Genomic DNA, 26629 nt, shown 5'->3' with positions numbered 1-26629 from the left:
ATTTCGAGGATCGCGCCATGGCCAACCGCCGCATGATGACCCTCGTATGGATTTTCACCGAGAAGTTCGGCCTGATTTTTCTGTCGATGATCACCTTTGTCGTCTACGCGCATTTGCTGACGCCGACGGAGCTGGGCATTGGCACGCTGATCATCGCCGTGGTCGAAGTGGTCGGCATTCTGTTCTCGTCGATGCTGGAAGACCCGCTGGTGCGCCTGCAGCGGGTGGAAGACAAACACATCAGCAGCGTTTTCTGGTTTGCCGTGCTGGTCAGTCTGCTGTCGATTGCGCTGATTTCGCTGGCGGTGGTGCTCTACACGCCGTCCACCGCGCTGCGCTGGATGACCGCTGTGGCCTCGGTGAAAATCCTTTTCACCCTGATGGCGCGGGTATATGTGGCGCAGCTGCGCCGCAGCGGCAATTTCAGGCTGCTGGCCTCGCGCACCTTGCTCGGCAAAGTGGCTGGCGGGGTTGGCGGCGTGGCCGTGGCGCTGCTGGGTTTCGGCCCGTGGGCGGTGGTCGCGCAGGCGCTGATCATGGACGGCATTTCCACGCTGGTGCTGATGCGCAGCGAACGTCGGCGCATTCCCTTTCTTATCGACCGCCAGGTGCTGGGCGAACTGCTGCGCTCCGGTCTCCCGGTCTGTGTCAACGTGATGAGTTCGCAAACCCTGCAACGTGGCGTCAACCTGATTCTCGGCCTTACCGCTGGCGCCCATGCGGTGGGCATGTTCAACCTCGCCATGCGCATCATCGACCTGCCGCGCTCGGCGATCTACAACGGCTTGATGAGTTACGCCTTGCCGGTGTTCGCCCGGCGCAGTGCGGAACCGGCACGGCTGATCGGGGTGATTGGCGATTCCACGGCAATCAGCGGCTTCGTACTGACACCGCTGTTCTTCGGCATCGCCCTGACCGCCGAAGACATCATCCTGCTGATCTTCGGCGCGAAATGGGCCGAAGCGATTCCCTTGTTGCAAGTGCTCGCCTGCACGGCAGCGCTGGGCAATCTGGCGCTGTATGCAACCACCGCGCTGGTGGCGGTCAATCGCACGCACTTGACCCTCAAGGCGGAAGTCGCCACCACCCTGCTCGCGCTCGCGCTGGTCTACCTGCTCGGCGCGAGCTACGGCGGCATGGCGGCGGCGCTGGCTTTGCTGCTGCGCATGCTGCTGATCACGCCGTTGCAGGTGCGCGGCCTGCACGCCGCGATTGGTTATGACTGGCGCTGCTTCTTTCAGTCCAGTTACCGCAGCCTGTTCGCCTCGCTGCTGATGGTCGTCGTGGTGATGTGGGCGTCGCGGCAAACCGGCCTGTCCGGCTACGCGCACTTGGCCGGCGACATTGCCATCGGCGCGCTGACCTATGCCTTGGCCTACAGCCTGCTGCACCCGCGCTGGCCTCAAGAATTCAAGTTGGTGTTCACCTCCCGCTGAGCCGGATTTCCTCGCAATGGAGCACGTCGTCATGCGCAAAACCACGTTGATCACGGGCGGTGCCGGCTACATCGGTTCGCACACGGCATTGCAACTGATCGAATCCGGACACTCGGTCCTGATCCTCGACAACCTGTGCAACAGCAGCCGCGAAGCGGTCGCACGGCTGGAGGTGTTAAGTCATTCGCACGTCGATTTCATCGAAGGCGATATCCGCGACGCGGCGCTGCTGGACGAGATTTTCAGCACCTACGCGATTGATGCAGTGCTGCATTTCGCCGGCCTCAAAGCCGTTGCGCAGAGCGTGCGCCGGCCGATGGATTACTACGCCAACAATGTCGTCGGCACCCTGAACCTGTGTCAGGCGATGGCCCGCGCCCACGTGTTCAATCTGGTGTTCAGTTCCTCGGCGACGGTGTACGGCGAGCCCGCCCGCATGCCCATCATCGAAGACCACGGCACCGGCAAACCGGCCAATCCCTACGGGCGTTCCAAGCTGATGATCGAAGAATTGCTCAGCGACCTTGCCCTCGCGGATGCGCGCTGGAACATCGCCGTGCTGCGGTACTTCAACCCGATCGGCGCGCACCAAAGCGGATTGATCGGTGAAGCGCCCAATGGACGGCCGAACAATCTGCTGCCGTGCCTGACTGAGGTTGCCAGCGGCCAGCGCGCTGCGTTGACCGTGTATGGCAACGACTATCCAACCGTCGACGGCACCTGCGTTCGCGATTACATCCATGTGCTGGATCTGGCCGAAGGTCATCTCAAGGCGCTACAGGTTTTGCAGGGCGACGAGCATGGCCTGCACGTGTGGAATCTCGGCAGCGGCAACGGCTACAGCGTGTTGCAGATCATCAGCGCCTTCGAAGACGTCACCGGCCTGCGCATTCCCTACCGCTTCGCCCCGCGCCGCGCCGGTGATGTCGCCGAATGCCGCGCCGATGCGAGCAAGGCCGGGCGCGAGCTGGGCTGGCGAGCACAGCGCGAATTGACGCAGATGCTCATCGACAGCTGGCGCTGGCAGACCACCAACCCTTGGGGCTATCGCCCGCAACCGGCGCCGTTGCTGGCGGTAGGCACGTAATAACGGCGCAAACCCAAGTTAGGGACGACTCATGAACAGATCACGCTGCTTGCTGTTGGTTTTGCTACTGCTGAGTGCAGGCGTCAGCGCCAATATTCCACGACCGGTGGCTGACGGCCTGGTGTTGTGGCTGGACGGCAATGATCCGGCCTCGATGACTCTGGAGGGGCAAAATCAGGTCGTGCGCTGGCTGGATAAATCCGGCAAGGGCAATGACGTGGTCGTCGACGACCGCGCGGCGACGACTTTGCCCACGCGCGTCGACAACGCCCTCAACGGCCACGGCGTGGTGCGCTTCAGCGGCACGGCGGCGTTCATGGGCCAGGCGATCCGCACCACCAAGGGCCCGGTGACAGTCTTTGTCGTCTCGCGGCGCTTGCCAGAACAGGCCGGCGGCAAGGCCTGGCAACGACTGTTCAGCTCGCGACCGCAACTGGCGGACAACGATAACGTCGCGCCGAATTTCGGCATCAGCGTGCAGCAGACCACCGCCTATGAACCGGCGCTGGCCTTGCTGGAGACCAATGACGTACCGATCGGCCCGTTCGCGGTGGCGCGCAACGTGGTTGGCACCTCGGAGATTCTGCGTGGCGACATCGCCGAAGTACTGGTTTATGACCGCCCATTCAGCAGCCAGGAAGAACGCCGCAATGTGTTCGAGTATCTGGCGCAAAAGTGGGCGGTCGCCATTCCGCAACAGGTCGATGCCTGGACTCGCGTCGGCCCGTTAGGCGCGACCCCGACGCACGTTACGCCCGATCTGCCGTTGTCGGATCAGGCCAATGCCGGCGGCTGGAAACGCGATACACGGCTGTCCGACGAATTCAACGGCAGCACCCTCGATGCCGAGCGCTGGCACGTCAACAACGCCACCGGTACTGATTCCCTCGGACGCAAACCGGCGTTGTTTTTGCCGGAGAACGCCAGGGTCGGCAGCGGCAATCTGAACATCACTTTCCGCAAACAGACCTTGCCGGAAAAATACGTAGCCCTGGGCTATAAGGATTACAGCTCGGCGATGGTGCGAACCAACGAACGGGGCATGTACGGCTATTACGAAGCCCGGGCGAAACCGATGAACTCTGCCGGTTCCAGTGCGTTCTGGCTGGCGTGGACCGGGCTGCCGGACAATGCCACGGAAATCGATATCTTCGAAATCGGCGGCAAGACCCGCAACGAAGCCTTTGATCGCCTGTACAACATGAACGCGCATGTCTGGACCAGACCGCAGAACGATCAACACCTGAGTTCCGGCAGCACCTGGATTGCACCCTGGCGGCTGGCCAATACTTTTCATGTCTACGGCTTTGACTGGCAACCCGAGACTTTGCGCTGGTACGTCGACGGCGTATTGGTCCGGGAAGCGAAGAACAACTACTGGCACTTCCCCATGCAAATCGTCTTCGACAGCGAAGCGATGTGGGACTGGTTCGGTGTGGTCGACGATGCTGACCTGCCGTCGGTGTTTCGCATCGATTACGTCAGGGTCTGGACGCGCTCGCCGCAGTAGTGCTGTTTTCAACGGTTTTCAACCATCGCTTGCATCCGCCACAGCGTGCGGAAACCTCCCTGACGCTTGCGCAGTTCTCCCGGCGTGCGGTCCTGCACGATCTCGCCTCCCTCCAAGTGTCATCCCCCTGCCCTCAATACCCGCAAGAATCCCTCGAGCCTGCTCGCAAAGGTCGACGTGCGCCAAGCCAATCGAGGGGCTGCCCTCGCCCTTTGCTCTACCATCCATCGGCTGTGATGGAAAATCATCAAACCCAAGTGCAAGTCCGCTATCAGAATCGGTAATCACTTAAGCAACAGACATCCTCGAGGACACTCATGGCTAATGATCCCTACATCTCCGATCGCACTTGGCCCAGGCCCGAGCATGCGGTCGAGAAAATCTTTCCTGCCAGAGATCCGATTTCGCCGTGAGTCTTGACCGGCGCAGCCTCAATCTGGTCGCGGCAGCCTTCGCGCTGACGGCTTTGTCCTATGGCCTGGCGCGCTTCGCCTATGGACTGCTGCTGCCGCAGATTCGTCAGGATCTGGCGCTCAGCGTGACCGCTGCCGGATGGATCGGTGGCAGCGCTTTTGCCGCTTACTGTGTGGGCATCATTGCCACGTTTATCTGCAACGGCAAGGTCAGTCCGCGTGGGTTGACGGTGATGGCCGGCGCCGCCGCGACGCTGGGCATGGGACTGGTGGTTGTCGCTTCGTCGGGGCTGACGTTGGGCTGCGGTGTGGCGCTGGCGGGATTGAGCACGGGTCTGACTTCGCCGCCATTGGCCAGCGCGGTAGCGGCGCGTCTTGATGATGCGGATCGCCCGCGCGCCAATGGCTTTATCAATGCCGGGACGGCAGCGGGCATCGTTTTTTCCGGTTTGGCGGCGATATTGGCGGCCGGGCAATGGCGCCAGCTGTATGCCCTATTTGCCTTGATCGGCATCGGCGTCACGATCTGGCTCTGGTTTGCGGTACCGCGCCGGATCGAGCGTGACGTCGCGCAGAACTTCTCGCTGGCAATGCTGCGTCGACCAGGCGTACTGCCTTTGTGCGCCAGTGCTTTCCTGATGGGCCTGGCGAGCACGGCGATCTGGACATTCGGTGCCGATATCCTGCGCAGCGAGGCTGGACTCAGCGATCAGTCGATCGCCTGGGCGTGGATCGTCCTGGGGGCGGCGGGAATCAGCGGATGCATGACGGGCGTGTTCACCGGCCGATTCGGTGTCGTGCGTATTCAGCATCTGGCACTGGCAGGGATCGCCCTCGGGACATTGGGCCTGTCGGCCGCCTCGATATCAGCCGGGTCTGGCCTCGTCGCAATGTGCCTGTTTGGCGCGGCCTACATCGTTTCTTCAGGCGTTTATCTGCTGCAAGGCATTCGCCTGTTTGCGGATCGTCCCGACTTGGGGCTGGGCATTCCGTTTCTGCTTCTGGCGCTCGGCCAAACCACCGGCACGCCGGTTTTCGGCGCTGTGCTGGAGGCTGCCGGCGTAATCGTTGCCCTTTGTGTTTTCGCGGCGGCCGCTTGCGCCGCCATGGTGCTGTGCCCAAGAGATGGTGAAAGTCCGCGCAGACAGATGTGCCAATCCACCGAAGGCTTGGGTCGCTAATGATTTTTATCGTCAGGAGTACAAACCATGGCCGTAAACATCAGCAATCTCACCCTCTCCACTCCGGTCCCCGTTTCGGCAACCAATCCGGTCGCACTTGAGCTCAACGGCGCCGAGGCCATTGCGCAGTTCCCCAGCATCGTCACGGTGCTGCCGGATGGATCGCTGCAACTGTCCGCGCCAACCAAAGGCGCCTCGAGCAAGAGCACTCACCGCACTCGCTGCGAATGGAAAGAATCCTTCTATTGGTCGCTGGCCAGCGCCGCTGACCACCTCAACTATCAGGAGATGACCGTGACCAAGGTCAACTCTGCGCAGAAAGTCGTTATCTCGCAGATGCATGTGAAAAACGACGACAGCCCTGCAATCAAAGTGTTCTGGCAGAAAGGCAACATCACCATGGGCTTCCGCCAGAGCTTCAACCAGCCCACCCCGGTCAACACCACGGTGCTCAAGGGCGTACCGTTGGGGGCGAAGTTCAAGATCACCATTCGCGCCAACTCTGCCGGCGTCGCTCGAGTCACCGTTGACTACAACGGCGTTGTCGGTACATCAGGTGATTTGCAGCTCGACTCAACGTGGAATTCGCAGGTGTTCAATTTCCACGGCGGGGTCTACAACCAGATCGACTACACCGACGCCACGCCGCCAGAGGATGGCTCGATCTGCATCATCAGTGACTTGTTGATTTCGCATACTTAGGCGCTGAAACGAGCAAGGGCCTGGGTCAGCTTTCGCTGGCAGGCCCTTGTCAGAGCTGAGCTCGATGGTGGGTTTTCAGCCTCCTCTTCGACTTCGAAATTGCCTGCGTCCTAACGTCGCAGCCTTCGGCTATTGGCAAATCCTGAGCAAGCCGTAGAATCCCGCGCGCTCTTGCAATCGCGCGTCTGGTCATAGACGCGCACTTGCAGGGCTGGCCATGTCGGCCGACGCCACCGCCCTGCCCGATCGGCAGACATTTGCACAACACCTGTTCCAGCCAGGCAACCGCATGCGCAGAGGCGCACGTTGCGCTGTTCGATTTCTTGAGGTTTTTATGTCTCCGCGTTTGCTGGCCATGGCGCTGGCGCCCCTGCTCGGGCTGTTCATTATTGCTCTGGGCAATGGTTTTCTGTCTTCCCTGACCACCCTTCGCCTGGACGCCGCTGGCGCCTCGGCGACGATGATCGGAGTTGTTTCGTCCGCCTATTTCATCGGCTTGACGCTGGGTGCGGTGTTCAATGACCGGCTGATTCTGCGCATCGGCCATATACGCGCCTACGGCAGCTTCGCCTCGCTGATTGCCGTAACCATCCTGTTGCAGGGTCTGTTCTATGACACCTGGGGCTGGCTGGTCCTGCGCCTGATCAACGGCTGGGCCACGGTCGGTGTGTTTCTGGTGATCGAGAGCTGGCTGCTGCTGGCCGGTGACGAGAAGATTCGCGGGCGCTTGCTCGCGCTGTACATGATCGTCCTGTATGGCGCTGGCGTTTTGGGCCAGGCGACGCTCGGGACCATCACCGGCATGAGCGACAGCGCGCCGTTCATGGTCGCCGGCATGCTCGCTGCGCTGTCGGTGCTGCCGATCGTAATCCTGCCGCGCGTATCGCCGCTGCTCGATCAGGTCGAGCCGCTCAAGCCCCGGCAACTGCTGGGTGTGACGCCGACCGGGCTGGTCGGCTGTTTCGGTTCGGGCGTGACCATCGCGGCGATCTACACCTTGTTGCCGCTGTATCTGCAACGCAGAGGTCTGGACGTCGGTGAAGTCGGCAGCATGATGGCCTGGACGATTCTCGGCGCGATGCTGCTGCAGTATCCGGTCGGACGCTGGTCCGACCGCACCGATCGCTTGCAGGTGCTGACCCTGCTGACGGTGGCGTGCACCTCGTTGTCTCTGGTAATTGTGCTCGTGCCGTTGTCCTCGACGATGCTCGCCGCAATGCTGTTTCTGCTCGGTGGCGGTGTCTTCGCGCTGTACCCGGTTGCCGTCAGCCACGCGGCCGACCGCGCCCCGGCCGAAGCGCTGGTGCCGATGATTCAGGGCTTGCTGCTGATCAATTCACTGGGCTCGGCCATCAGCCCGATGATGATCTCGCCGGTGATGAACTCGTTCGGTGCCAACGGCCTGTTCTGGGTATTCGCAGTGGTCAACCTGAGCATGGTCAGCTTTTTCTTCTGGCGCCGCGGCAAACGCCCGGTGCCGGCCAACCCCGCACCGTTCACTGCGGCAGCCACCTATTCGCCGACGGGTGCGGAGTTGCGGGTCACCGAGGATTTGCGCGTGGCCGCTGAGGAGCATCCGGCGATGATGGATGCGATCAGCGGAGAACTGGTGACGCAGCCACGGTGACAGGTGATCAGCAACTGCCCGGCGGGATGCCGTCCTTGTTGAAGTCCTTCAAGCGCTCGCGCTCTTCTTCAGTGGAATGCGCCGGGGTTGTTTGATTCGGTACTTCTTCCGGCACTTCGGTTTTTTCTTCAGTCATGGCTTTGCCCTCGTTGTCGATGCTATTTCGGCATCGGCGAAGGGCTGGTGGTTCCGGATTTCGCACTCCGCCCCGCCATGCGCGTGGCGAAAAAAAGAATAGCGAAGGGTAAACGAACAAAGGCCTGCGTAGCTTTCGCTCGCAGGCCTTTATTGAAAGATGGTGCCCGAAGCCGGAATCGAACCGGCACGCCCTTACGAGCGGGGGATTTTAAGTCCCATGCGTCTACCAGTTTCGCCATTCGGGCGGTAGCGCGGTGTTGCTTTGCTCAGCTTGCGGTTGCGATCCTGACAGGATGGCTGCTTGAAAAGCCGAGCGGGGAATATATACATCACGTCCCGGTGAAGCAAGTTTGGAGTGCGCGATTTGAAAACTAAATTTTGCAGGGCTCAAAAAAACAAAAAGCTAACTAAATCATGGAGCTATGTCGCTTGCTTGAAGTAGAGGCCAAGGTGAAAAACGGATCTCAGCAATCAGAGCGCAAACTGGAGATAAACCTCAATAGATTCATAAGGTTAACGCTACCTTCGCTAAACCGGTCAAGGATTTTCCTGCGCTGGCGATCATGACGAAGCAACCCGCCACTCGCCTGAGTGTCTACGCTAAACGTTGACGCCGGATCAGCGACTGGACCTGACCAATCTGTACCTATCCACCACGACCCCGCCCTACAGGCGCTGGCTTCCACAACACGTCACCAGAGCCCAGCTCAGGGATGTACCAGAAATCAGGAGATTTGACCCTATGCAAATGAGTGACACCGTGCTCAAGGCATCGTTGAGCCATGAGGAGCGCTCGGCGATCGCCGAGATCGAAGCGACGACCAATATTCTCCAGCTCGTCACCCGTTTGACCGGTACGCGCTTCGCCGGCATCGCAAAATTTACGGAAACCGAGTGGATCGTCTGTTCCGCCTACGATTCGATCGAACTGGGTATAAACGTCGGCGATACGCTGGATCTGGAAACCACGCTGTGCAGTGAGTTTCGAAGGGATCCTCAAGCCCTCTTCCTTCCACAAATCAGCCAGGACGGGAGGCTGTCGTCACGCCCGGTCGTGAAACAATATTCGATTGAAAGCTATGCGGGCGCTCCGGTCTTCCTGCCGGATGGGCGACTGTGGGGAGCGCTCTGTGCTTTGGATTCCCGAGCTGTTCTGTTTGATAACCCGGATCTTGCAGAGACATTGACACTGTTCGCACGGCTTATCGGCTGTATCTTTTTTTCGAATCTTACAGTGGAAGGCGCCAGCCATATCAAGACCGGAGCATGCCTGAGCGAGTGACGCTGTCTAAGGGGGGCGCAACTCCCCTCTTTTTCCAAGGCAACAAAAAACCCCGTAGATCATTGATCTACGGGGCTTTTGATAGTGGAGGCCGAGGTCGGAATCGAACCGGCGTAGGTGGATTTGCAATCCACTGCATAACCATTTTGCTACTCGGCCTCAAAGTCTTTGCTGTCAGTAGCGCAACAACAAACACTGTACAAATTGGAGCGGGAAACGAGACTCGAACTCGCGACCCCGACCTTGGCAAGGTCGTGCTCTACCAACTGAGCTATTCCCGCTTGGTGTGGCGCATTCTATAGAATTAAGAAGCCCCGTCAACCCCTTGATTCAAAAAACTTTTATTTCTTTTCCACATCGGTCTTGAGGTGCGGCCAGGCGGCGCGAAGGTATTGAACCATCGACCACAGGGTCAGCCCTGCCGACACGATCAACAGCGTGTAACCGAGCACGACCCAGAAGCTGAAGGCCTTTGGATGAGCCAGCAGGATCACCAGCGCGAGCATCTGTGCAGCGGTTTTCCATTTACCCAGATTGGAAACGGCCACCTGTGCCCGGGCGCCGAGTTCGGCCATCCATTCGCGCAGGGCCGAAATCACGATCTCGCGGCCAATAATCACCGCTGCGGGCAGCGTGAGCCAGAGATTACCGTGTTCCTGCACCAGCAAGACCAAGGCAACTGCAACCATCAGCTTGTCGGCGACGGGATCGAGGAACGCACCGAAGGGCGTGCTTTGCTCCAGTCGGCGCGCCAGATAACCATCGAGCCAGTCGGTTGCGGCCGCGAAGGCAAACACCGAGGCGGAGGCCATGTAACTCCATTGGTAAGGCAGATAGAACAGCAAAATGAAGATCGGGATGAGCAAGACGCGTAGAACGGTAATCAGATTAGGGATATTCATCGGCACAACTGGCTACGAGGTGAAGGGGCATTCTACTCACTATGCAGGTTCGCATAAATCGACTCTGCGAGCTTTTTACTGATCCCAGGGGCTTTGGCGATCTCTTCGATGCTTGCACGAGACAGCTCCTGCAATCCACCAAAATGTTTCAACAGGTCACGGCGGCGCGTCGGTCCTACCCCTGCCACGCCTTCCAGCGTCGAGGTACGGCGGGTCTTGCCGCGACGGGCGCGATGGCCCGTGATTGCGAAGCGGTGCGCCTCATCGCGGATCTGCTGAATCAGGTGCAGGGCAGGTGAATCGCCACGCAAGGTGAACTCGTGCGCTGCATCATTCAGATACAACGTTTCGAAACCCGCCTTGCGCGTTGCGCCCTTGGCCACGCCCAAAAGAATCAGATCCGGCACCGCCAGTTCGTTGAGCACGTCACGGGCCATCGACAGTTGGCCTTTGCCACCGTCGACCAGCAGGATGTCGGGTAGTTTGCCCTCGCCGTCCTTGAGTTTGCTGAAGCGGCGGGTCAGCGCCTGATGCATGGCGGCGTAATCGTCACCGGCGGTGACGCCTTCGATGTTGTAGCGGCGGTAATCCGACTTGATCGCGCCTTCCGGCCCGAACACCACGCAGGACGCAACCGTCGCCTCACCGCTGGAGTGACTGATGTCATAGCATTCCAGGCGTTGTGGTGGTTCATCCAGGTTCAGCACCTCGGCCAGCGCGTCGAATCGCGCAGCGGTGTGCTGACGGTTCGCCAGGCGTGCGCCCAACGCTTGCTCAGCGTTAGTCACGGCCAATTGCTGCCAGCGTGCCCGTGTGCCGCGCACTCGATGGCTGATTGCCAACTCGCGGCCGCGCAAGGTATGAATGCCTTCTATCAACGCCGGGAAGTCTTCGTGAACCACGTTGACGATCAGTTCGCTCGGCAGATCGCGTTCGGGGCTGCTGATGTAGTACTGGCCGAGGAACGCTGCCATGACCTCGGAAACGTCTTCCTCGATGCCGACTTGCGGAAAGAAATTTTTGCTGCCCAGCACTCGGCCGCCGCGCACACTGATCAGGTGGACACAGGCGCCGCCAGGGTTGACGAATGCGGCAATGACGTCGATATCGCCGGTTCCGCCCTCCATGCTCTGCTGGTCCTGTACTCTACGCAGCAAGGCAATCTGGTCGCGCAATTCGGCGGCACGTTCGAATTCAAGATTAATCGCCGCCTCTTCCATCGCGGTGGACAACTCGTTGGTCAACGCATGACTGCGACCTTCAAGGAACATCACCGAGTGGCGCACGTCTTCGGCGTAAACGTCAGGCTCGACCAGACCCACACAAGGCGCCTTGCAGCGCTTGATCTGGTATTGCAGACAGGGACGCGTACGGTTCTTGTAATAGCTGTCTTCGCACTGACGGACGAAAAAGGTTTTTTGCAGAATGCTCAGGCTTTCGCGGATAGCGCCGGCACTTGGATACGGGCCGAAATACTTGCCCTTGGCCTTTTTGGCCCCGCGATGAATGCTTAGGCGCGGAAACTGCCCATCCGACAAAAACACATAAGGATAGGATTTATCGTCGCGCAGCAGAATGTTGTACGGCGGCCGCCATTCCTTGATCAGCGTCTGTTCAAGCAGTAGCGCTTCGGTTTCGTTGGCGGTGATGGTCGTTTCGACCTGAGCGATACGCCCGACCAGTGCAGCGGTCTTGGGTGCCAGGCCGGTCTTGCGAAAATAGCTCGCCAGACGTTTCTTCAGGTTTTTCGCTTTGCCCACGTAGAGCAGGCGCGCCTCGCTGTCGAACATGCGATAGACGCCGGGCCTACCGCTGACGGTCGACAGGAAAGCACTGGAATCGAATGTCTCGGTCATGGTCAGGCGCTGGCATCCACCATGCCGTGACGCACCGCGAGCAGGGTCAATTCGACGTCGCTGCTGATCGAAAGCTTCTCGAAAATGCGGTAGCGGTAGGTGTTCACGGTTTTCGGCGACAGGCACAACTTGTCGGAAATGATCTGGACCTTCTGGCAGCCGACAATCATCAGCGCAATCTGGATTTCCCGCTCCGACAAGGCATCGAACGGCGAATCATTGGTCGGCTGGAAGGATTTGATCGCCAACTGTTGGGCGATTTGCGGACTGATATAGCGCTGCCCGGCAAAAACCAGCCGAATCGCCTGGACCATCTCCGGCAGACCCGCGCCCTTGGTCAGGTAACCGGCGGCGCCTGCCTGCAGCAAACGTGTCGGGAAAGGGTCTTCCTCGCACACCGTAACAGCAACCACCTTGATGTCCGGATGGCTACGCAGCAGTTTTCGCGTGGCTTCGAGGCCGCCGATGCCGGGCATCTTGACGTCCATGAGCACTACATCAGGCTTCAACTCACGGGCCTTGATCAAGGACTCTTCACCTGACTCGGCCTGCCCCACCACTTGCAGGCCGTCGATATCGGCCAGCATCCGTGTTATGCCTGTGCGAACGAGATCATGGTCGTCGACCACTAGCACCCTAATCAAGCAGACACCTCGCGATATGGTCTTATTGGGATGCCGGACACCTTAGCAAAAAGTGCCAGACAGACCTAGCGGAAAGCCGCATTTAAAAAGTTTCAATTCATCAGTCAGGGCTTGCCGGCTGTGGGTTTCAGAGCACAGCTGTGCTCAAAACAAGCTGCATCCTCAGGAAACACTCGTCCACGCCCACGATGCTTAGTCCTTTGCGCGCATAGAGTTTCTGCGCCGGGTTGTTATCGAACACCGTCAAGCGCAGTGCCGGTCGCCTTGCCTGAGCGGCCATTTCGACAACCTGATCGATGACCCAGGAACCGGCACCCTGCCCTTGCCAGGCCTGATCAATCTGTAATTCGCGTATGTACAGCGCCCGGGCATCCTGGCTCAGACTGAAAAAGCCGATCAGAGTTTGATCCTGGAGGATCATCCAGTTCTCGCGGTACTGCCAGCCTGCGTCGAACGCTTCGTCCTGCCACAACAGATCGTGGTCAATGTAATAACGCAGCATGTTCCGACATGTCAGATCCCGCGAGAAAGCCAGATCATCATCGGTGGCATGCCGAGTCCGGTAGTTCATTCTCCGCCTCCATAACTGCAAAAAGTTATCTCACCCGCATGGTTTGCAACTCAATAGTCATTTCGACCGGCAGGCAATAGCATTTTCTGATTGCTGACGCGTATCGGCGTCGAGTAAGCTCGGCGCATTCAACGGAGAAAACCATGTCCAACGCCCTTCCACAGATCTGCATCGCCAGCGCCCCGCGCTCGATTGCGCCTGTCCGGGTGAATGACGTGTGTGCTCCAGCCAACTTTTATTTTGGGTATTGGTTTAGCCACTGGCGCGCCTGATACCCAAACGGCGCCCATCATAACGGGTCGCCTACCAGAGATTTCTCAACCCCCGGTCGGCCTCCCGACCGGGGGTTTTGTTTTTTCAGGCCCGACCTTTTCCAGCACCACACCAGACACTTTGAGGATTACACCATGAACTACAGCACTTATTACCGCGACGACAGCTTCAGCGCCTGGCGATTTACCAGCCTCCGTTCGGGACAGCCTGCCGCCTCCGATCGGTCGCCCACAGGTGGCAAACACACACGCCTAGCCAGTACGGCCATTTGTCGAACACCCCAGTAGGGCCGAGCGCGCGGGAAATGCCCGCCATCCGCCCAGGAAGACCGAATATGAATTCCTCCGTTTCCGCTTTGCCGCTGTCCGCCCTCGATTCTGCCAACGAAGCACTGACCCTGCGCCTGCCCAGCTCGTTGCAGCTCAAACAGCAATTACCGCTCAGTCACTCCTTGCATCAACAGGTTAACGCCCATCGCCAGGCGGTGCGTGCCATCCTCAATGGTGAAGATTCGCGACTGCTGGTCGTCGTGGGTCCCTGCTCTATCCACGACCCGCAATCGGCAATCGAATACGCCAGCAAGCTCGCTCGTCTGGCTGAGGATGTCAGCGGTGAAATGCTCTTGGTCATGCGCGCCTACGTCGAAAAGCCACGTACCACAATCGGCTGGAAAGGCCTGGCCTACGATCCCCATCTGGATGGCACTGACGACATGGCTGCCGGCCTGACGCTTTCCCGCCAACTGATGCTGGAAATGATCCAGCTCGGACTACCGGTTGCCACTGAACTGCTCCAACCCATGGCTGCCAATTACTTCGATGACCTGCTGAGCTGGGTCGCCATTGGTGCCCGCACCACCGAATCGCAAATTCACCGAGAGATGGCAAGTGGCCTGAACATGCCGGTCGGCTTCAAAAACGGCACCGACGGCGGCGCCGCCGTTGCCGTCGACGCCATGCGCTCGGCAGCTCATCCGCATCGGCATTTCGGCGTGGACAGCCAAGGGCATCCGGCGATCGTGCAAACCGCTGGCAATGCGGACACCCACATGGTGCTGCGCGGCGGCCATCAGGGGCCAAACTACGACGCAACCAGCGTGGCCAAAATCAGCGCCGAACTCAGTCGGCTGAGGATCCCCAGCCGAATCATGGTCGATTGCAGCCACGCCAACAGCGGCAAGGACCCACTGCGTCAGCCAGCGGTGTTCAACGACGTGCTTGAACAACGCTTGCGCGGTAACCATTCGCTTATCGGCATGATGCTCGAATCCCACCTGTTCGAAGGCTGCCAGCCGCTGAGCACTTCTTTGCGCTATGGCGTATCGATTACCGATGGCTGCCTCGGCTTCGGCGCAACGGAACAACTGCTGACCGACGCCGCGAACCGTCTCGCACAGACCAGGATGTGATCGCAAGTCGCCCTCCCGCTCCATTCAGAGCGCGGAGGGCTGACGTTCCCAGGCTATGCCACTACGTTGATCCGCCTCACCGCAGACTGCTGACTGACGTCATCCAGGCGTTCAACGGTGTAAGCAATCTCGACCGTTGTCCCATGATGTTCACGCCAGAACCGGTGAGGGACAATGAAACTCAGCGGTCGCCCGGCCATCTCCGAAGTGATTTCAAGATCATCCCGGTGACTGAAAAATTCACCGTCAAGCTTGAGATAGACCAACTCATCCTCCTGCACTTGCGCGTCCTCAATGCGAATGCAAACCCCGTCTACCGAATCCTTCACTGATAACACGTCTTCAATCGCTTCAACGACATCCGGCGCAGCGAGTTGAGCACGCACCGCAGGCCCGATGAAAACTTTCGCTGGCTCCGACGTGCGAACCGTTCCACAGGGATATTCAACACGGTAGGCGACGACGACCTCACCACCGCGATGCGCTTCGATGCAACTGCCCGGCACCCAAAACGACAGATTCTGTGCAACGGCATAGGCCTCCACTTTCAACGTATCGGTAAAAATCTCGGGTGAGGTATCTCCATGCCAGGACAACATCACCCGATCACCCGCAGACATTCGCGCATAAGGCTGCAACATAACCAATGTGCCCTCGGTCACTCGCGACGGCTCCAGCGCTCCGTTTACCGATCCTTCTATCTGTGGCGCCAGCAATTGCGCGCGGACATCCCCCACTGATAACTGCAGGCGTGCGGATTCCACGGGGCTGGTCGTCCGCGCACTTTGCAGTGACCAGTAGACCTGCAGTGACCCCCCATCCAGTGCAGCTACATGCATGCCCTTGATGACGAAGATGACTTCTTTGCCAATCTGGGCCTGACTGACGAATCGAACCTTCTCGTATTGATAGGCGAAGCCTTCGATATCCAGTCCCTCCCAGTTCAACGTCAGCTGATCACCACAATGCATGTTGGCATAAGGGGCAATGCGAACGACGGCCCTGGCCAGCGAAGGCTCCAGGACGCTGCCCTCCAACCCGTCAATCGTCGGCGCGATCAGAGGCTCGATAGATATTTCGGCAACTGCGGACTGACGCATCCGCCAGCAAAACTCGATTTCATGGCTGTTCATTTCGTCTCCACTCCCTGGAAAACGTGCCGTTCCGAATGACGGCACTGACATCTACATTGAGGACCTCTTTGGGTGTTCTGGATGTCAGTCGAATACACCGCGACAACGGCGTAACCGCCACTCGCAAAGTAGGCAACTACGGCGTTCGCACTGTTATGCCGACAAACGACCCAATGAACTTCCGATTCGGATTTCACGCGTCTCCGAAATTTCGTACACCTCGTAGTCCATTTTCAAACACCAAGTGAAGCCTCTTCGTACTTCTTCAACGAGATGAGTGTTTTAGAGTGGCCCGGTGATTTCCCGATGAACTTCTACGAAAAAGGTAAGAACATGCAACGGAATGCTACAACTCGTTATCCAATCCTGTTGGTCCACGGTCTGTTCGGGTTCGAGCGTATCGGTCATTTCGAGCTGTTCCATGACGTCAGGTGCGCGCTTAAAGCGGCCGGCTGTCGATTGTTTGTTCCACACCTTTGCGCCACTCACAACAACGAAATCAGGGGTGAGCAATTGCTGTCACAGATTGCCTGCGTGCTGCGAGGCACAGGTGCGAAAAAAGTCAATCTGATAGGACACAGTCAGGGCGCCTTGGCTGCTCGCTATGCAGCAGCGCTTGCACCAGACCTCGTCGCTTCAGTTACATCCGTCAGTGGCCCGAATCATGGCTCGGAGCTCGCCGATTTTCTGCGCAAGGCACTGATTCCCGGCAAGCTGCCGGAAGTCGTTGCGCAGAATGTCGCGACACAATTTGCCGATCTTCTGTGCCTGCTCAGCGGCAGCGTGGCATTACCGCAGAATGCGCTGTCCGCCCTCAATGCGCTGACGACCGTTGGCGTTGGTCAATTCAATGACAAGTACCCACAAGGTCTGCCGCAAACATGGGGAGGCCACGGCGCCGAGCAAGTCAACGGCGTGCGTTATTATTCATGGAGTGGAGTTGTTCCGCAATCGACGCAGCCAGCACTGGATCCCGTCCAGGGCATCTGTCGGGCCCTGGCGCAATACTTCACCACCGAACCCCAGCAGAATGACGGTTTCGTCGGACGGTTCAGTACGCATCTGGGGCATGTAATACGCTCTGACTATCCAATGGATCATCTGGCCAGCCTGCGGCGTACCGCTGGGGCAGCGGTGCCTTCACCCGATCCGATTGAGCTGTATGTTGAACATGCACGGCGCCTGCGAGCGGCGGATCTCTGAACCGGATCCGCCATCAAGAATGGAACTTTGCCGAGAATTCGCCCACTGATTCCGGTAGGCTCCACCTTTTATTGAAACAGTTCGGAGAATTTCCCATGGCTAAAGCCACTGCCCGCCACATCCTGGTTTCCAGCGAAGACAAGTGCAACGAACTCAAGACTCAGATCGAAGGCGGCGCCGATTTCGCTGAAGTCGCCAAAGCCAACTCCACCTGCCCGTCCAGCCGTCAGGGCGGCGATCTGGGTTCGTTCGGTCCAGGCCAGATGGTCAAGGAGTTCGACACCGTGGTGTTCAGCGCGCCGATCAACGTCGTGCAAGGCCCGGTAAAGACTCAGTTCGGTTATCACCTGCTGGAAGTCACCAGCCGTCAGGACTGATTCGTCGTCCGATCGCTACAACGGCCCGCCTTCTGGCGGGCCGTTGTGTTTCAGTTACATATACGGCTGGCGAGTGGCGCGCGGCTCGCGTACAACTTGCGCTTATCGATTTTCCGTTCCAAGGCTGACGATGCGACTGGTTTTTCCCACACTGATGCTCACCGCCCTCGCCCTGCTCACGGGTGCCGCCGGTGTGACAGCTGCGCCGCAACACGCTCTGACCGTCTACGGCGAACCGGCCAAGTACCCCGCCGGCTTCAGCCATTTCGACTACACCAATGCGCAAGCGCCGAAGGGCGGGACAATGCGTCGTTCGGCGATCGAAATCGGGCACTTCGACCATTTACTGCCTTATATAGACAAAGGCATCGGTGTAACACAAATCGACGGGCTCCTTTACTCTCCACTGGCGCAGCGCTCGCTGGACGAGCCATACACCGTCTATGGCCTGGTCGCACAACAGATGGAACGCTCGGACGACGGTCTTTCGCTGCGTTTCTTCATCAATCCAAAGGCACGTTTTGCCGATGGCAAACCAATCACCGCCGAAGACGTTCGCTACACCTACAACCTGCTGATGACCCAGGGCAGCCTGCGTTATCGCACCCAGTTCGCCGACGTCAAAGGCGTTGAAATCGAAGGCCCACTGACCGTGCGCTTCGACTTCAAAAGCAACGAAAACCGCACCTTGCCGCTGGATATCGCGACCCTGCCGGTGTTTCCCGAACACTGGTGGAATAGCCGCGATTTCGCCGGTGGCGGTGGTTATGAACCGCCGCTGGGCAGCGGGCCGTACCGGGTCGGCAAGGTCGATTCCGGGCGCAGCATCACCTTCGAACGCAATGGCGACTGGTGGGGCAAAGATCTGCCGGTCAGTCGCGGCCTGTATAACTTTGACCACTTCAGCATCGAGTACTTCGGCGACACCGACGTCGCCCGCCAGGTTCTGCGCGGCGGCGCCTATGATTACAACCGCGAGTTTTCCGCGACCGGCTACTCGATCGGCTACGACAGCCCTGCGCTGAGCGATGGTCGCTTGCAGAAAGCCCACTTGGCCACCGAAGCACCACAGTCGGCCCAAGGCTTCGTGTTCAATCTGCAAAAGCCGATGTTCCAGGACCGTCGCGTGCGCCAGGCTCTGGCGATGCTCTGGGATTTCGAGTGGAGCAACCGGCAGATGATGCGCAACGTGTATATCCGCCAGCAGAGTTACTTCTCCAACACCGACCTGGCCGCCCGACAGTTGCCCGACGCACAGGAACTGAAAATCCTTGAACCACTGCGCGATCAGATTCCCGAAGAAGTGTTCACTAAAGTCTTCGAAGCGCCGAAGACCGATGGCAGCGGCATCATCCGTGACAAGCAATTGCAAGCACTCGATTTGCTTGAGCAGGCCGGCTGGAAACCGGACGGCGATCAACTGGTCAACAGCGCCGGTGAGCCATTGAGCTTCACCTTTCTGGTCAGCCAGAACGGCATGGACCGCCTGCTGCTGCCATACAAGCGCACGCTGAAGCAGATCGGCATCGAACTCAACATCCGCCGCATCGACTCCTCGCAGTATGTAAATCGCCTGATGAGCCGCGATTACGACATGATCGTCACCGGCTATCCCGTCACCACGTCCCCTGGCGGTGAATTACTCAACTACTTCGGTTCAGTGGCAGCCAACGATCCGGGCGCGAACAATTACATGGTGCTGAAAAACCCGGCGGTCGACACGTTGATAAACGGCCTGATCCGCGCCTCGAGCCAATCGGACATGCTGCATTACGCCCATGCGCTGGACCGGGTACTGCAATGGAATTACTACTGGATTCCCAATTACTACCCGCCGGGGACCTCAACTGTCTGGTGGAACCGCTTCGGTATTCCTACGGTACAGGCGAGTAATGACGAAGCCATCGAGAGCTGGTGGGAAATCAGCCGGACGCCGCTGACCAATCAGCAAATGACCGCTGAAAAAATCACTCGCAGCAGACCCGGAGGGCCGCACTGATGTGGGGTTACATACTGCGGCGCCTGCTGCTGATCATTCCGACGCTGGTGATCATCCTGCTGGTCAATTTCGTGATCATTCAGGCCGCGCCCGGCGGACCGGTGGAACAAGCGATCGCCCATCTGCAAGGCATTGGCGGTGCCAGTGTCGGTGGCGGCGCCAGCGAGACATCGAGCAACGCTTCGCGCGCCAGCCGTGGCCTCGACCCGCAACTGATCAAGGACATCGAAAAGCAGTACGGTTTCGACAAACCTGCCCACGAACGCCTGTGGCTGATGCTGAAAAACTACGCGCAGCTGGATTTCGGCAAGAGCTTCTTCCGTGGTGCAACGGTCACCGACCTGATTCTGGAAAAGATGCCGGTGACCATTTCCCTCGGGCTGTGGGCGACGCTGATCACCTACCTCGTTTCGATTCCGCTGGGCATCCGCAAGGCGGTGCACCACGGCAGCCATTTCGACATCTGGAGCAGCACAGCGATCATCATCGGTTACGCCATGCCGGCGTTTCTGTTCGCGATGTTCCTGATCGTGGTATTTGCCGGCGGCACTTCGCTGAACTGGTTTCCGGTGCGCGGGCTGGTTTCGGACAACTTCGAATCGCTATCGACGCTGGGCAAGATCGCCGATTACTTCTGGCATCTGGTGCTGCCGGTCACCGCGCTGGTGATCGGTGGATTCGCGACTTTGACGATCCTGACGAAAAACTCGTTTCTCAATGAAATCACCCGACAGTACGTAGTGACGGCCCGGGCCAAAGGCTTGAGCGAACGTCGCGTACTGTACGGGCATGTGTTTCGCAACGCGATGCTGCTGGTGGTCTCAGGGATACCTCAGGCGTTCATCAGTGTCTTCTTCGCCGGTTCGTTATTGATCGAAGTGATCTTCTCCCTCGATGGCCTTGGGCGCATGAGTTACGAAGCAGCGGTATCGCGGGACTATCCAGTGGTGTTCGGCTCGCTATTCATCTTCACGCTGTTCGGCCTGCTGATAAAACTGATCGGCGACCTCTGCTACACCCTGGTCGACCCGCGTATCGACTTCGCCGCGAGGAATGCCTGATGTTCAAGCTCTCGCCTCTGGGTCGCCGACGTTTCGAACGTTTCAAGAAAAACCGCCGCGGCTGGTGGTCGCTGTGGTTGTTCATTGGCCTGTTCATGCTGACACTGGGTGGCGAGTTGATCGCCAACGACAAGCCGTTGATGGTCAGTTATCAGGGCCAGTGGTACTTCCCGGTATTCAAGCGCCACACCGAGCAGGAATTCGGTGGGCAACTGCCCTTTCAGGCCGATTACCGCAGCGAGTACGTGCAGAATCTGATTCGCAAGGACGGCGGCTGGTTGCTGTTTCCGCCGATTCCGTTCAGCGACGACACACCCAACTATGATCTGAACAAGCCAGCACCGAGTCCGCCGACTTCAGTGAATTGGCTGGGTACCGACGATCAGGCACGCGATGTGCTGGCACGGGTCATCTTTGGTGCTCGGGTGTCGATTCTGTTTGCCCTGATGCTCACATTTGTCAGCGCGCTGATCGGTATCGCAGCCGGCGCGTTACAGGGCTATTACGGTGGCTGGGTCGATCTGCTGGGTCAGCGGGTGCTGGAAGTCTGGTCCGGACTGCCAGTGCTTTACCTGCTGATCATTCTCTCCGGTTTCGTCGAGCCGAATTTCTGGTGGCTGCTGGGGATCATGGCACTGTTTTCCTGGTTGGCGCTGGTGGACGTGGTGCGCGCCGAGTTCCTGCGCGGGCGCAATCTGGAATACGTCAAAGCCGCACGTGCCCTGGGCCTGACTGACCGCAAGGTGATCTTCCGGCACATTCTGCCCAACGCAATGAACGCGACGCTGAGTTACCTGCCGTTCATTCTGACCGGAGCGATTTCGACGCTGACCGCACTGGATTTCCTAGGCTTCGGCATGCCGGCCGGCAGTGCCTCGCTGGGTGAACTGATCGGTCAGGGCAAGCAGAACCTGCAAGCGCCGTGGCTCGGGTTGACCGCGTTCTTTACCCTGGCGCTGATCCTCTCCTTGTTGGTATTCATCGGCGAAGCGTTACGTGACGCTTTTGACCCTCGATCCTGAAGCGTGACCATGACAGAAAACCTGATTGAAATCCGCAACCTCAATGTCGCCTTCCATGGCCAGACCGTGGTGCGTGACCTGTGCCTGGATATCCGCCCCGGTGAGTGCCTGGCACTGGTGGGCGAATCGGGCTCGGGGAAATCGGTGACCGCGCATTCGATCCTGCAGCTGCTGCCCGATACTGAGGCGCAAACCCGTGGCAGCATCCGCTATCGCGGACAGGAACTGCTCGGTGCAGACCCGAAAGTCTTGCGTGAGCTGCGCGGCAATCGCATTGCGATGATCTTTCAGGAGCCGATGACGTCGCTCAATCCGCTGCACACCATCGAAAAGCAGATCGGTGAAACCCTGTTATTGCACCGTGGCCTCGGCGGCAAGCAAGCGCAGCAGCGCATTCTCGAATTGCTCGGGCTGGTCGGCATCCAGAAACCCAAGGAACGCTTGAAAGCCTATCCGCACCAACTCTCTGGCGGGCAACGGCAAAGGGTGATGATCGCCATGGCCCTGGCCTGCGAACCGGAGTTGTTGATTGCCGACGAGCCGACCACGGCGCTGGATGTCACCGTGCAACGCAAGATTCTCTTGCTGCTCAAATCTCTGCAGCAACGCTTGGGCATGTCGCTGCTGCTGATCAGCCACGATCTCAATCTGGTGCGCAGCATCGCGCAACGAGTGTGCGTGATGAAGGCCGGTGAGATTGTCGAGCAGGCACCGTGCGAGACCCTGTTTACCGAACCCCGGCACCCTTACAGCTGCGTACTGTTGAATGCTGAGCCGGAAGGTGAAGCACTGCCCCGTGACGAACGTGAAAATGTGCTGGAAGTGGCTGACCTGCGCGTCGATTTCCAGGTCGGTGGCGGACTGTTTCGCCGCAAGCAATATTTGCGCGCGGTCGACGGCATCAGCCTGAACATTCAGCGCGGCAAGACCTTGGGAATTGTTGGCGAATCCGGTTCAGGCAAGTCGACGCTGGGACAGGCGATCCTGCGCTTGCTCGACTCCGAAGGCAGTATTCGCTTTCAGGGCGAAGCACTTGATGGCCTCAATCAGAAGCAATTGCGGCCGTGGCGCCGAAAGATGCAAGTGGTGTTTCAGGATCCGTTCGGCAGCCTGAGCCCGCGCATGTCGGTCGCACAGATCATCAGCGAAGGCCTGGAAGTGCATTGGGAATCGACGGCTGACGAATGCGACGAGCAGGTCATTCGCGTCCTCAAGGAAGTCGGTCTGGATCCGGACAGCCGCCATCGTTATCCGCATGAATTCTCCGGCGGCCAGCGCCAACGCATCGCCATCGCCCGGGCTCTGGTGCTGAAACCGGCGCTGATTTTGCTTGACGAACCGACCTCTGCGCTCGACCGCACCGTGCAGAAACAAGTGGTCGCCCTGCTCCGTGATCTGCAGGAAAAACACGGTCTGACCTACCTGTTCATCAGCCATGATCTGGCGGTGGTGCGCGCCCTCGCCCATGACATGATCGTGATCAAGGACGGCCAGGTCGTCGAACGGGGTGCCAGTCACGACGTGTTCGATAACCCGCAGCACCCGTACACCAAAGAGCTGTTGGCGGCGGCGCATCCGGGGTAGGTTTTTTCTGCTAATTCGCGGCGCGGCATTCGCGAGCAGGCTCGCTCCCACATTTGGAATGCAGGCCTCTGTGGGAGCGAGCCTGCTCGCGAAGGGATCGGTACCGGCAACAAACAATCAGGACCAGACTCGATGAACACCACCGAAAGCCTCAAGGACTATCAACGGGTTCGCACCCTGGCGATCCGTTCGCTGTTCGAGATCATCGAGCAATCCAGTGAGGGGACGGTGATTGTCGATCGCGATGCGAATATCGTCTGGATGAACGAACGCTATGCCCGGCGCTTTGGTCTCGAATCGGCGGCAGGCGCTATCGGCAAACCCTGCGAGAGCGTCATCCCCGGCAGTCTGCTGCGCGAGGTGGTACGCACTGGTCGGCCGATTCTGCTGGACATGCAGGACACGCCGAAGGAACCGCTGGTGGTGATGCGCCTGCCGATCCACGACGACGCCGGCAGCGTGATCGGCGCCATCGGCTTTGCCCTTTTCGACGAGTTGCGCACGCTGTCGCCGATGCTCAAGCGCTACCTGAGCATGCAGGAAGAACTCGCCTCGACCCGCTCGCTGCTGCGTGCGCGGCAGACCAAATACAACTTCGCCCATTTCATCGGCACCAGCACCGCCAGCCTCGAAGTCAAACGCCGCGCTCGGCGCAGCGCCAGCGCTGATTCGCCGGTGTTACTGCTCGGCGAGACCGGTACCGGCAAGGAATTGCTCGCGCAGGCAATCCATAGCGCCTCGCCACGGGCGCACAAAGCCTTTGTCAGCATCAACAGTGCGGCGATTCCCGAGGCGCTGCTGGAAGCCGAATTTTTCGGCACCGCACCCGGCGCCTTCACCGGCGCTGACCGCAAGGGGCGCACCGGCAAACTGCAGATCGCTCAGGGCGGCACGCTGTTTCTCGATGAGATCGGCGATATGCCGTTGCCGCTGCAAAGCAAACTGCTGCGCGTGTTGCAGGAAAAGGAGTTCGAACCGGTCGGCTCCAACGAAGTGATCCAGAGCGATGTGCGGGTGATCGCCGCGACCTCGACGGATCTGCAGGCGGCGATCAAGCGCGGCGAATTTCGCGCTGATTTGTACTACCGCCTCAACGTACTGCCGATCCAGGTGCCGCCGCTGCGTGAACGTCTCGATGATCTGCCGGCGCTGAGCGAGGCGATTCTGGAAGAACTGCGCAGCCAGCATGAACTGCACCGCGATGCGCTGGCGTTACTGGCCCAGCATGCCTGGCCAGGCAACATTCGCGAGTTGCGCAACGTACTGGAGCGGGCTGCGTTGCTTAGTGATGATCTGCTGTTGACTGAACAGGATATTCGCGGGGCGATTGGCACGTTTACTCCAGTTGAGCGAACGGCCGAACCGAGCATGCGAGCCTGCGCTGGGGAGACATTTGCACAGGCGCGGGCGCGGTTTGACCGGCAGTTGATCGAGTCGACCCTGGCGCAGTGCGCGGGGAAAGTACCGGAGGCTGCGGCTCGGCTAGGGCTGGGGCGGTCGACGTTGTACAAGAAAATGGCTTCGCTGGGAATCGTTGAGTCTACATAAAGAGATATCGAATCTCTGTATCAAGACATAACAGAAGCTTCGCGAGCAGGCTCGCTCCCACAGGGGAATGCATGTCAACTGTGGGAGCGAGCCTGCTCGCGAAGGCGCCGGCCCATTCAAAGAAAATCTCAACAAAGAGACAAAAACAGCTCCCAGAACGCGACAGAGATCTAAATTCCTTATATTTCAACCAGTTAGAAGATTGGCACAAAACTCGCTACGTCCTCTCCACAACCGTTCCACCCACAAAAATAACAATCCTGGAGAGACACACCATGAGTGTGATCATTGCCTTGGCAGCCCTGACGCTGCTGATGCTCGCCGCCTACCGTGGCTACAGCGTCATCCTCTTCGCCCCGATCGCCGCCCTCGGCGCGGTCCTGCTCACCGATCCGTCCGCCGTTGCCCCCGCGTTTACCGGGGTGTTCATGGACAAGATGGTCGGGTTCATCAAGCTCTACTTCCCGGTATTTCTCCTCGGCGCGGTGTTCGGCAAGCTGATCGAGCTTTCGGGTTTCTCACGCTCGATCGTGGCTGCTGCGATTCGCTTGCTCGGGACTAAGCAAGCGATGCTGGTGATCGTGCTGGTCTGCGCCCTGCTGACTTATGGCGGCGTGTCGTTGTTCGTTGTGGTCTTTGCCGTTTACCCGTTTGCAGCGGAGATGTTCCGCCAAAGCAATATTCCCAAGCGCCTGATCCCGGCGACCATTGCCCTCGGTGCGTTCTCCTTCACCATGGACGCCCTGCCCGGCACGCCGCAGATCCAGAACATCATCCCCAGCACCTTCTTCAACACCACCGCATGGGCCGCGCCTTGGCTGGGCGTGATCGGCACGATTTTCGTGTTCTGCGCCGGCATGCTGTTTCTGCAGCGTCAGCGCAACAAGGCGCAACGTGCCGGCGAAGGCTACGGCACCGAACTGCGCAACGAACCGGAAACCGCAGAAGATCTCAAGCTGCCGAACCCCTGGATTGCGCTGTCGCCATTACTGGCGGTGGGCATCATGAATCTGCTGTTCACCCAGTGGATTCCGCAGTGGTACGGCAAGACCCATAGCCTCGCGCTGCCGGGCATGGCCACGCCGGTCACTACCGAAATCGCCAAGCTCACGGCGATCTGGGCGGTGCAGGCGGCGTTGCTGGTCGGCATCCTCATGGTCCTGGCGTTCGGCTTTCAGGCGATTCGCAGCAAACTCGCCGAAGGCAGCAAAAGCGCGGTCAGTGGCGCGTTGCTCGCGGCCATGAACACTGCTTCTGAGTACGGCTTTGGTGCAGTCATCGCGTCGCTGCCGGGGTTCCTGGTACTGGCCGACTGGCTCAAGCAGATTCCCAATCCACTGGTCAACGAAGCGATCACCGTGACGCTGCTGGCCGGCATCACCGGCTCGGCGTCGGGCGGCATGAGCATTGCGCTGGCGGCGATGTCCGAGCAGTTCATCAGCGCGGCGCATGCGGCGAATATTCCGCTGGAAGTGCTGCATCGCGTCGCAGCCATGGCCAGTGGCGGCATGGACACCCTGCCGCACAACGGCGCGGTGATCACGCTGTTGGCGGTGACCGGGCTGACGCACCGCGAAGCCTATAAAGACATTTTCTGTATTACGCTGATCAAGACCCTGGCGGTTTTCGTGGTGATCGGCACTTTCTACGCCACTGGCATTGTGTGAGGTAT

22 protein-coding genes and 3 tRNA genes are annotated in these 26629 nt (G+C 59.2%); 16 read left to right on the top strand and 9 right to left on the bottom strand.

Annotated features, from left to right (window positions below):
• Positions 1-17 precede the first annotated feature (17 nt).
• The 6 genes from AB4N53_RS05565 (at position 18) to AB4N53_RS05540 (ending at position 7956) form a co-directional block, all read left to right on the top strand.
• Positions 18-1436, top strand: a complete 1419-nt coding sequence (locus AB4N53_RS05565; protein ID WP_460118860.1) for an oligosaccharide flippase family protein — start codon at positions 18-20, stop codon at positions 1434-1436.
• 31 nt (positions 1437-1467) lie between these two features.
• On the top strand, positions 1468-2523 hold the full coding sequence (gene galE / locus AB4N53_RS05560; RefSeq protein ID WP_460118858.1) for a UDP-glucose 4-epimerase GalE: 1056 nt from the start codon (positions 1468-1470) through the stop codon (positions 2521-2523).
• A 31-nt stretch (positions 2524-2554) separates the two neighbouring features.
• The gene (locus tag AB4N53_RS05555) at positions 2555-4033 is read left to right on the top strand and encodes a family 16 glycosylhydrolase (RefSeq protein WP_460118856.1); all 1479 of its coding nucleotides are present in this window, start codon (positions 2555-2557) and stop codon (positions 4031-4033) included.
• A 409-nt stretch (positions 4034-4442) separates the two neighbouring features.
• Positions 4443-5627 (top strand): MFS transporter, encoded by a 1185-nt coding sequence (locus AB4N53_RS05550; protein ID WP_460118853.1) that lies wholly within the window; start codon positions 4443-4445, stop codon positions 5625-5627.
• 27 nt (positions 5628-5654) lie between these two features.
• Complete coding sequence (locus AB4N53_RS05545; RefSeq protein WP_071172297.1) at positions 5655-6329, top strand: polysaccharide lyase family 7 protein; 675 nt, start codon at positions 5655-5657, stop codon at positions 6327-6329.
• A gap of 334 nt (positions 6330-6663) precedes the next feature.
• Positions 6664-7956 (top strand): MFS transporter, encoded by a 1293-nt coding sequence (locus AB4N53_RS05540; RefSeq protein ID WP_460145101.1) that lies wholly within the window; start codon positions 6664-6666, stop codon positions 7954-7956.
• Between the two features lie 7 nt (positions 7957-7963).
• On the opposite strand, the gene AB4N53_RS05535 is transcribed toward AB4N53_RS05540, so the two are convergent.
• Together AB4N53_RS05535 and AB4N53_RS05530 are read right to left on the bottom strand one after the other, a co-directional pair.
• The gene (locus AB4N53_RS05535; protein WP_460118851.1) at positions 7964-8092 is read right to left on the bottom strand and encodes a hypothetical protein; all 129 of its coding nucleotides are present in this window, start codon (positions 8090-8092) and stop codon (positions 7964-7966) included.
• 160 nt (positions 8093-8252) lie between these two features.
• Positions 8253-8339, bottom strand: a tRNA-Leu gene (locus AB4N53_RS05530).
• 497 nt (positions 8340-8836) lie between these two features.
• Here AB4N53_RS05530 and AB4N53_RS05525 point away from each other — a divergent pair.
• Positions 8837-9376 (top strand): GAF domain-containing protein, encoded by a 540-nt coding sequence (locus tag AB4N53_RS05525; protein ID WP_460118849.1) that lies wholly within the window; start codon positions 8837-8839, stop codon positions 9374-9376.
• Between the two features lie 85 nt (positions 9377-9461).
• Here AB4N53_RS05525 and AB4N53_RS05520 read toward each other — a convergent pair.
• The 6 genes from AB4N53_RS05520 to AB4N53_RS05495 form a co-directional block, all read right to left on the bottom strand.
• Positions 9462-9535 (bottom strand) — tRNA-Cys (locus tag AB4N53_RS05520).
• Between the two features lie 46 nt (positions 9536-9581).
• A tRNA-Gly gene (locus AB4N53_RS05515) sits at positions 9582-9657 on the bottom strand.
• A gap of 60 nt (positions 9658-9717) precedes the next feature.
• Positions 9718-10278: a CDP-diacylglycerol--glycerol-3-phosphate 3-phosphatidyltransferase gene (gene pgsA, locus AB4N53_RS05510; protein WP_460118847.1), complete on the bottom strand. Its 561-nt coding sequence runs from the start codon at positions 10276-10278 to the stop codon at positions 9718-9720.
• A gap of 32 nt (positions 10279-10310) precedes the next feature.
• Entirely contained in the window at positions 10311-12134 is a 1824-nt protein-coding gene (uvrC, locus tag AB4N53_RS05505) for an excinuclease ABC subunit UvrC (RefSeq protein ID WP_024012762.1), read from the bottom strand.
• 2 nt (positions 12135-12136) lie between these two features.
• Positions 12137-12778: a response regulator transcription factor GacA gene (gacA, locus tag AB4N53_RS05500; protein ID WP_024012761.1), complete on the bottom strand. Its 642-nt coding sequence runs from the start codon at positions 12776-12778 to the stop codon at positions 12137-12139.
• Between the two features lie 127 nt (positions 12779-12905).
• The gene (locus AB4N53_RS05495; protein WP_460118844.1) at positions 12906-13349 is read right to left on the bottom strand and encodes a GNAT family N-acetyltransferase; all 444 of its coding nucleotides are present in this window, start codon (positions 13347-13349) and stop codon (positions 12906-12908) included.
• A gap of 607 nt (positions 13350-13956) precedes the next feature.
• Here AB4N53_RS05495 and AB4N53_RS05490 point away from each other — a divergent pair.
• Entirely contained in the window at positions 13957-15030 is a 1074-nt protein-coding gene (locus tag AB4N53_RS05490) for a 3-deoxy-7-phosphoheptulonate synthase (protein WP_460118842.1), read from the top strand.
• 53 nt (positions 15031-15083) lie between these two features.
• Here AB4N53_RS05490 and AB4N53_RS05485 read toward each other — a convergent pair whose 3' ends face one another.
• A complete protein-coding gene (locus AB4N53_RS05485) occupies positions 15084-16163 on the bottom strand; it encodes a hypothetical protein (protein ID WP_460118840.1) in 1080 nt (359 codons plus the stop codon).
• A 333-nt stretch (positions 16164-16496) separates the two neighbouring features.
• Between AB4N53_RS05485 and AB4N53_RS05480 the strand changes: the two genes are divergently transcribed.
• The 8 genes from AB4N53_RS05480 to AB4N53_RS05445 all read left to right on the top strand — a co-directional run bounded on the left by AB4N53_RS05480 (position 16497) and on the right by AB4N53_RS05445 (position 26624).
• Positions 16497-17366, top strand: coding sequence for an esterase/lipase family protein (locus AB4N53_RS05480; protein ID WP_460125337.1), 870 nt, complete (start codon positions 16497-16499; stop codon positions 17364-17366).
• 95 nt (positions 17367-17461) lie between these two features.
• Positions 17462-17743 (top strand): peptidylprolyl isomerase, encoded by a 282-nt coding sequence (locus tag AB4N53_RS05475; protein WP_122590857.1) that lies wholly within the window; start codon positions 17462-17464, stop codon positions 17741-17743.
• A gap of 130 nt (positions 17744-17873) precedes the next feature.
• A complete protein-coding gene (locus AB4N53_RS05470; RefSeq protein ID WP_460118837.1) occupies positions 17874-19742 on the top strand; it encodes an extracellular solute-binding protein in 1869 nt (622 codons plus the stop codon).
• Positions 19742-20803, top strand: coding sequence for a microcin C ABC transporter permease YejB (locus AB4N53_RS05465; RefSeq protein ID WP_039758569.1), 1062 nt, complete (start codon positions 19742-19744; stop codon positions 20801-20803). The genes AB4N53_RS05470 and AB4N53_RS05465 overlap by 1 nt, the downstream gene beginning before the upstream one ends.
• A complete protein-coding gene (locus AB4N53_RS05460) occupies positions 20803-21825 on the top strand; it encodes an ABC transporter permease (RefSeq protein WP_460118835.1) in 1023 nt (340 codons plus the stop codon). Before AB4N53_RS05465 ends, AB4N53_RS05460 begins: the two co-directional genes overlap by 1 nt.
• Before the next feature lie 9 nt (positions 21826-21834).
• On the top strand, positions 21835-23409 hold the full coding sequence (locus AB4N53_RS05455) for an ABC transporter ATP-binding protein (RefSeq protein ID WP_460138974.1): 1575 nt from the start codon (positions 21835-21837) through the stop codon (positions 23407-23409).
• A gap of 132 nt (positions 23410-23541) precedes the next feature.
• Positions 23542-24957: a sigma-54 interaction domain-containing protein gene (locus AB4N53_RS05450; protein WP_460118833.1), complete on the top strand. Its 1416-nt coding sequence runs from the start codon at positions 23542-23544 to the stop codon at positions 24955-24957.
• 275 nt (positions 24958-25232) lie between these two features.
• Entirely contained in the window at positions 25233-26624 is a 1392-nt protein-coding gene (locus AB4N53_RS05445; RefSeq protein ID WP_460118831.1) for a GntP family permease, read from the top strand.
• Positions 26625-26629: the final 5 nt, after the last annotated feature.

The sequence above is a fragment of the Pseudomonas sp. H3_E04 genome (genome assembly GCF_054668915.1).
Note: the sequence above shows the minus strand (reverse complement) of the source record. Positions and strands in the feature narration are given on the sequence as shown.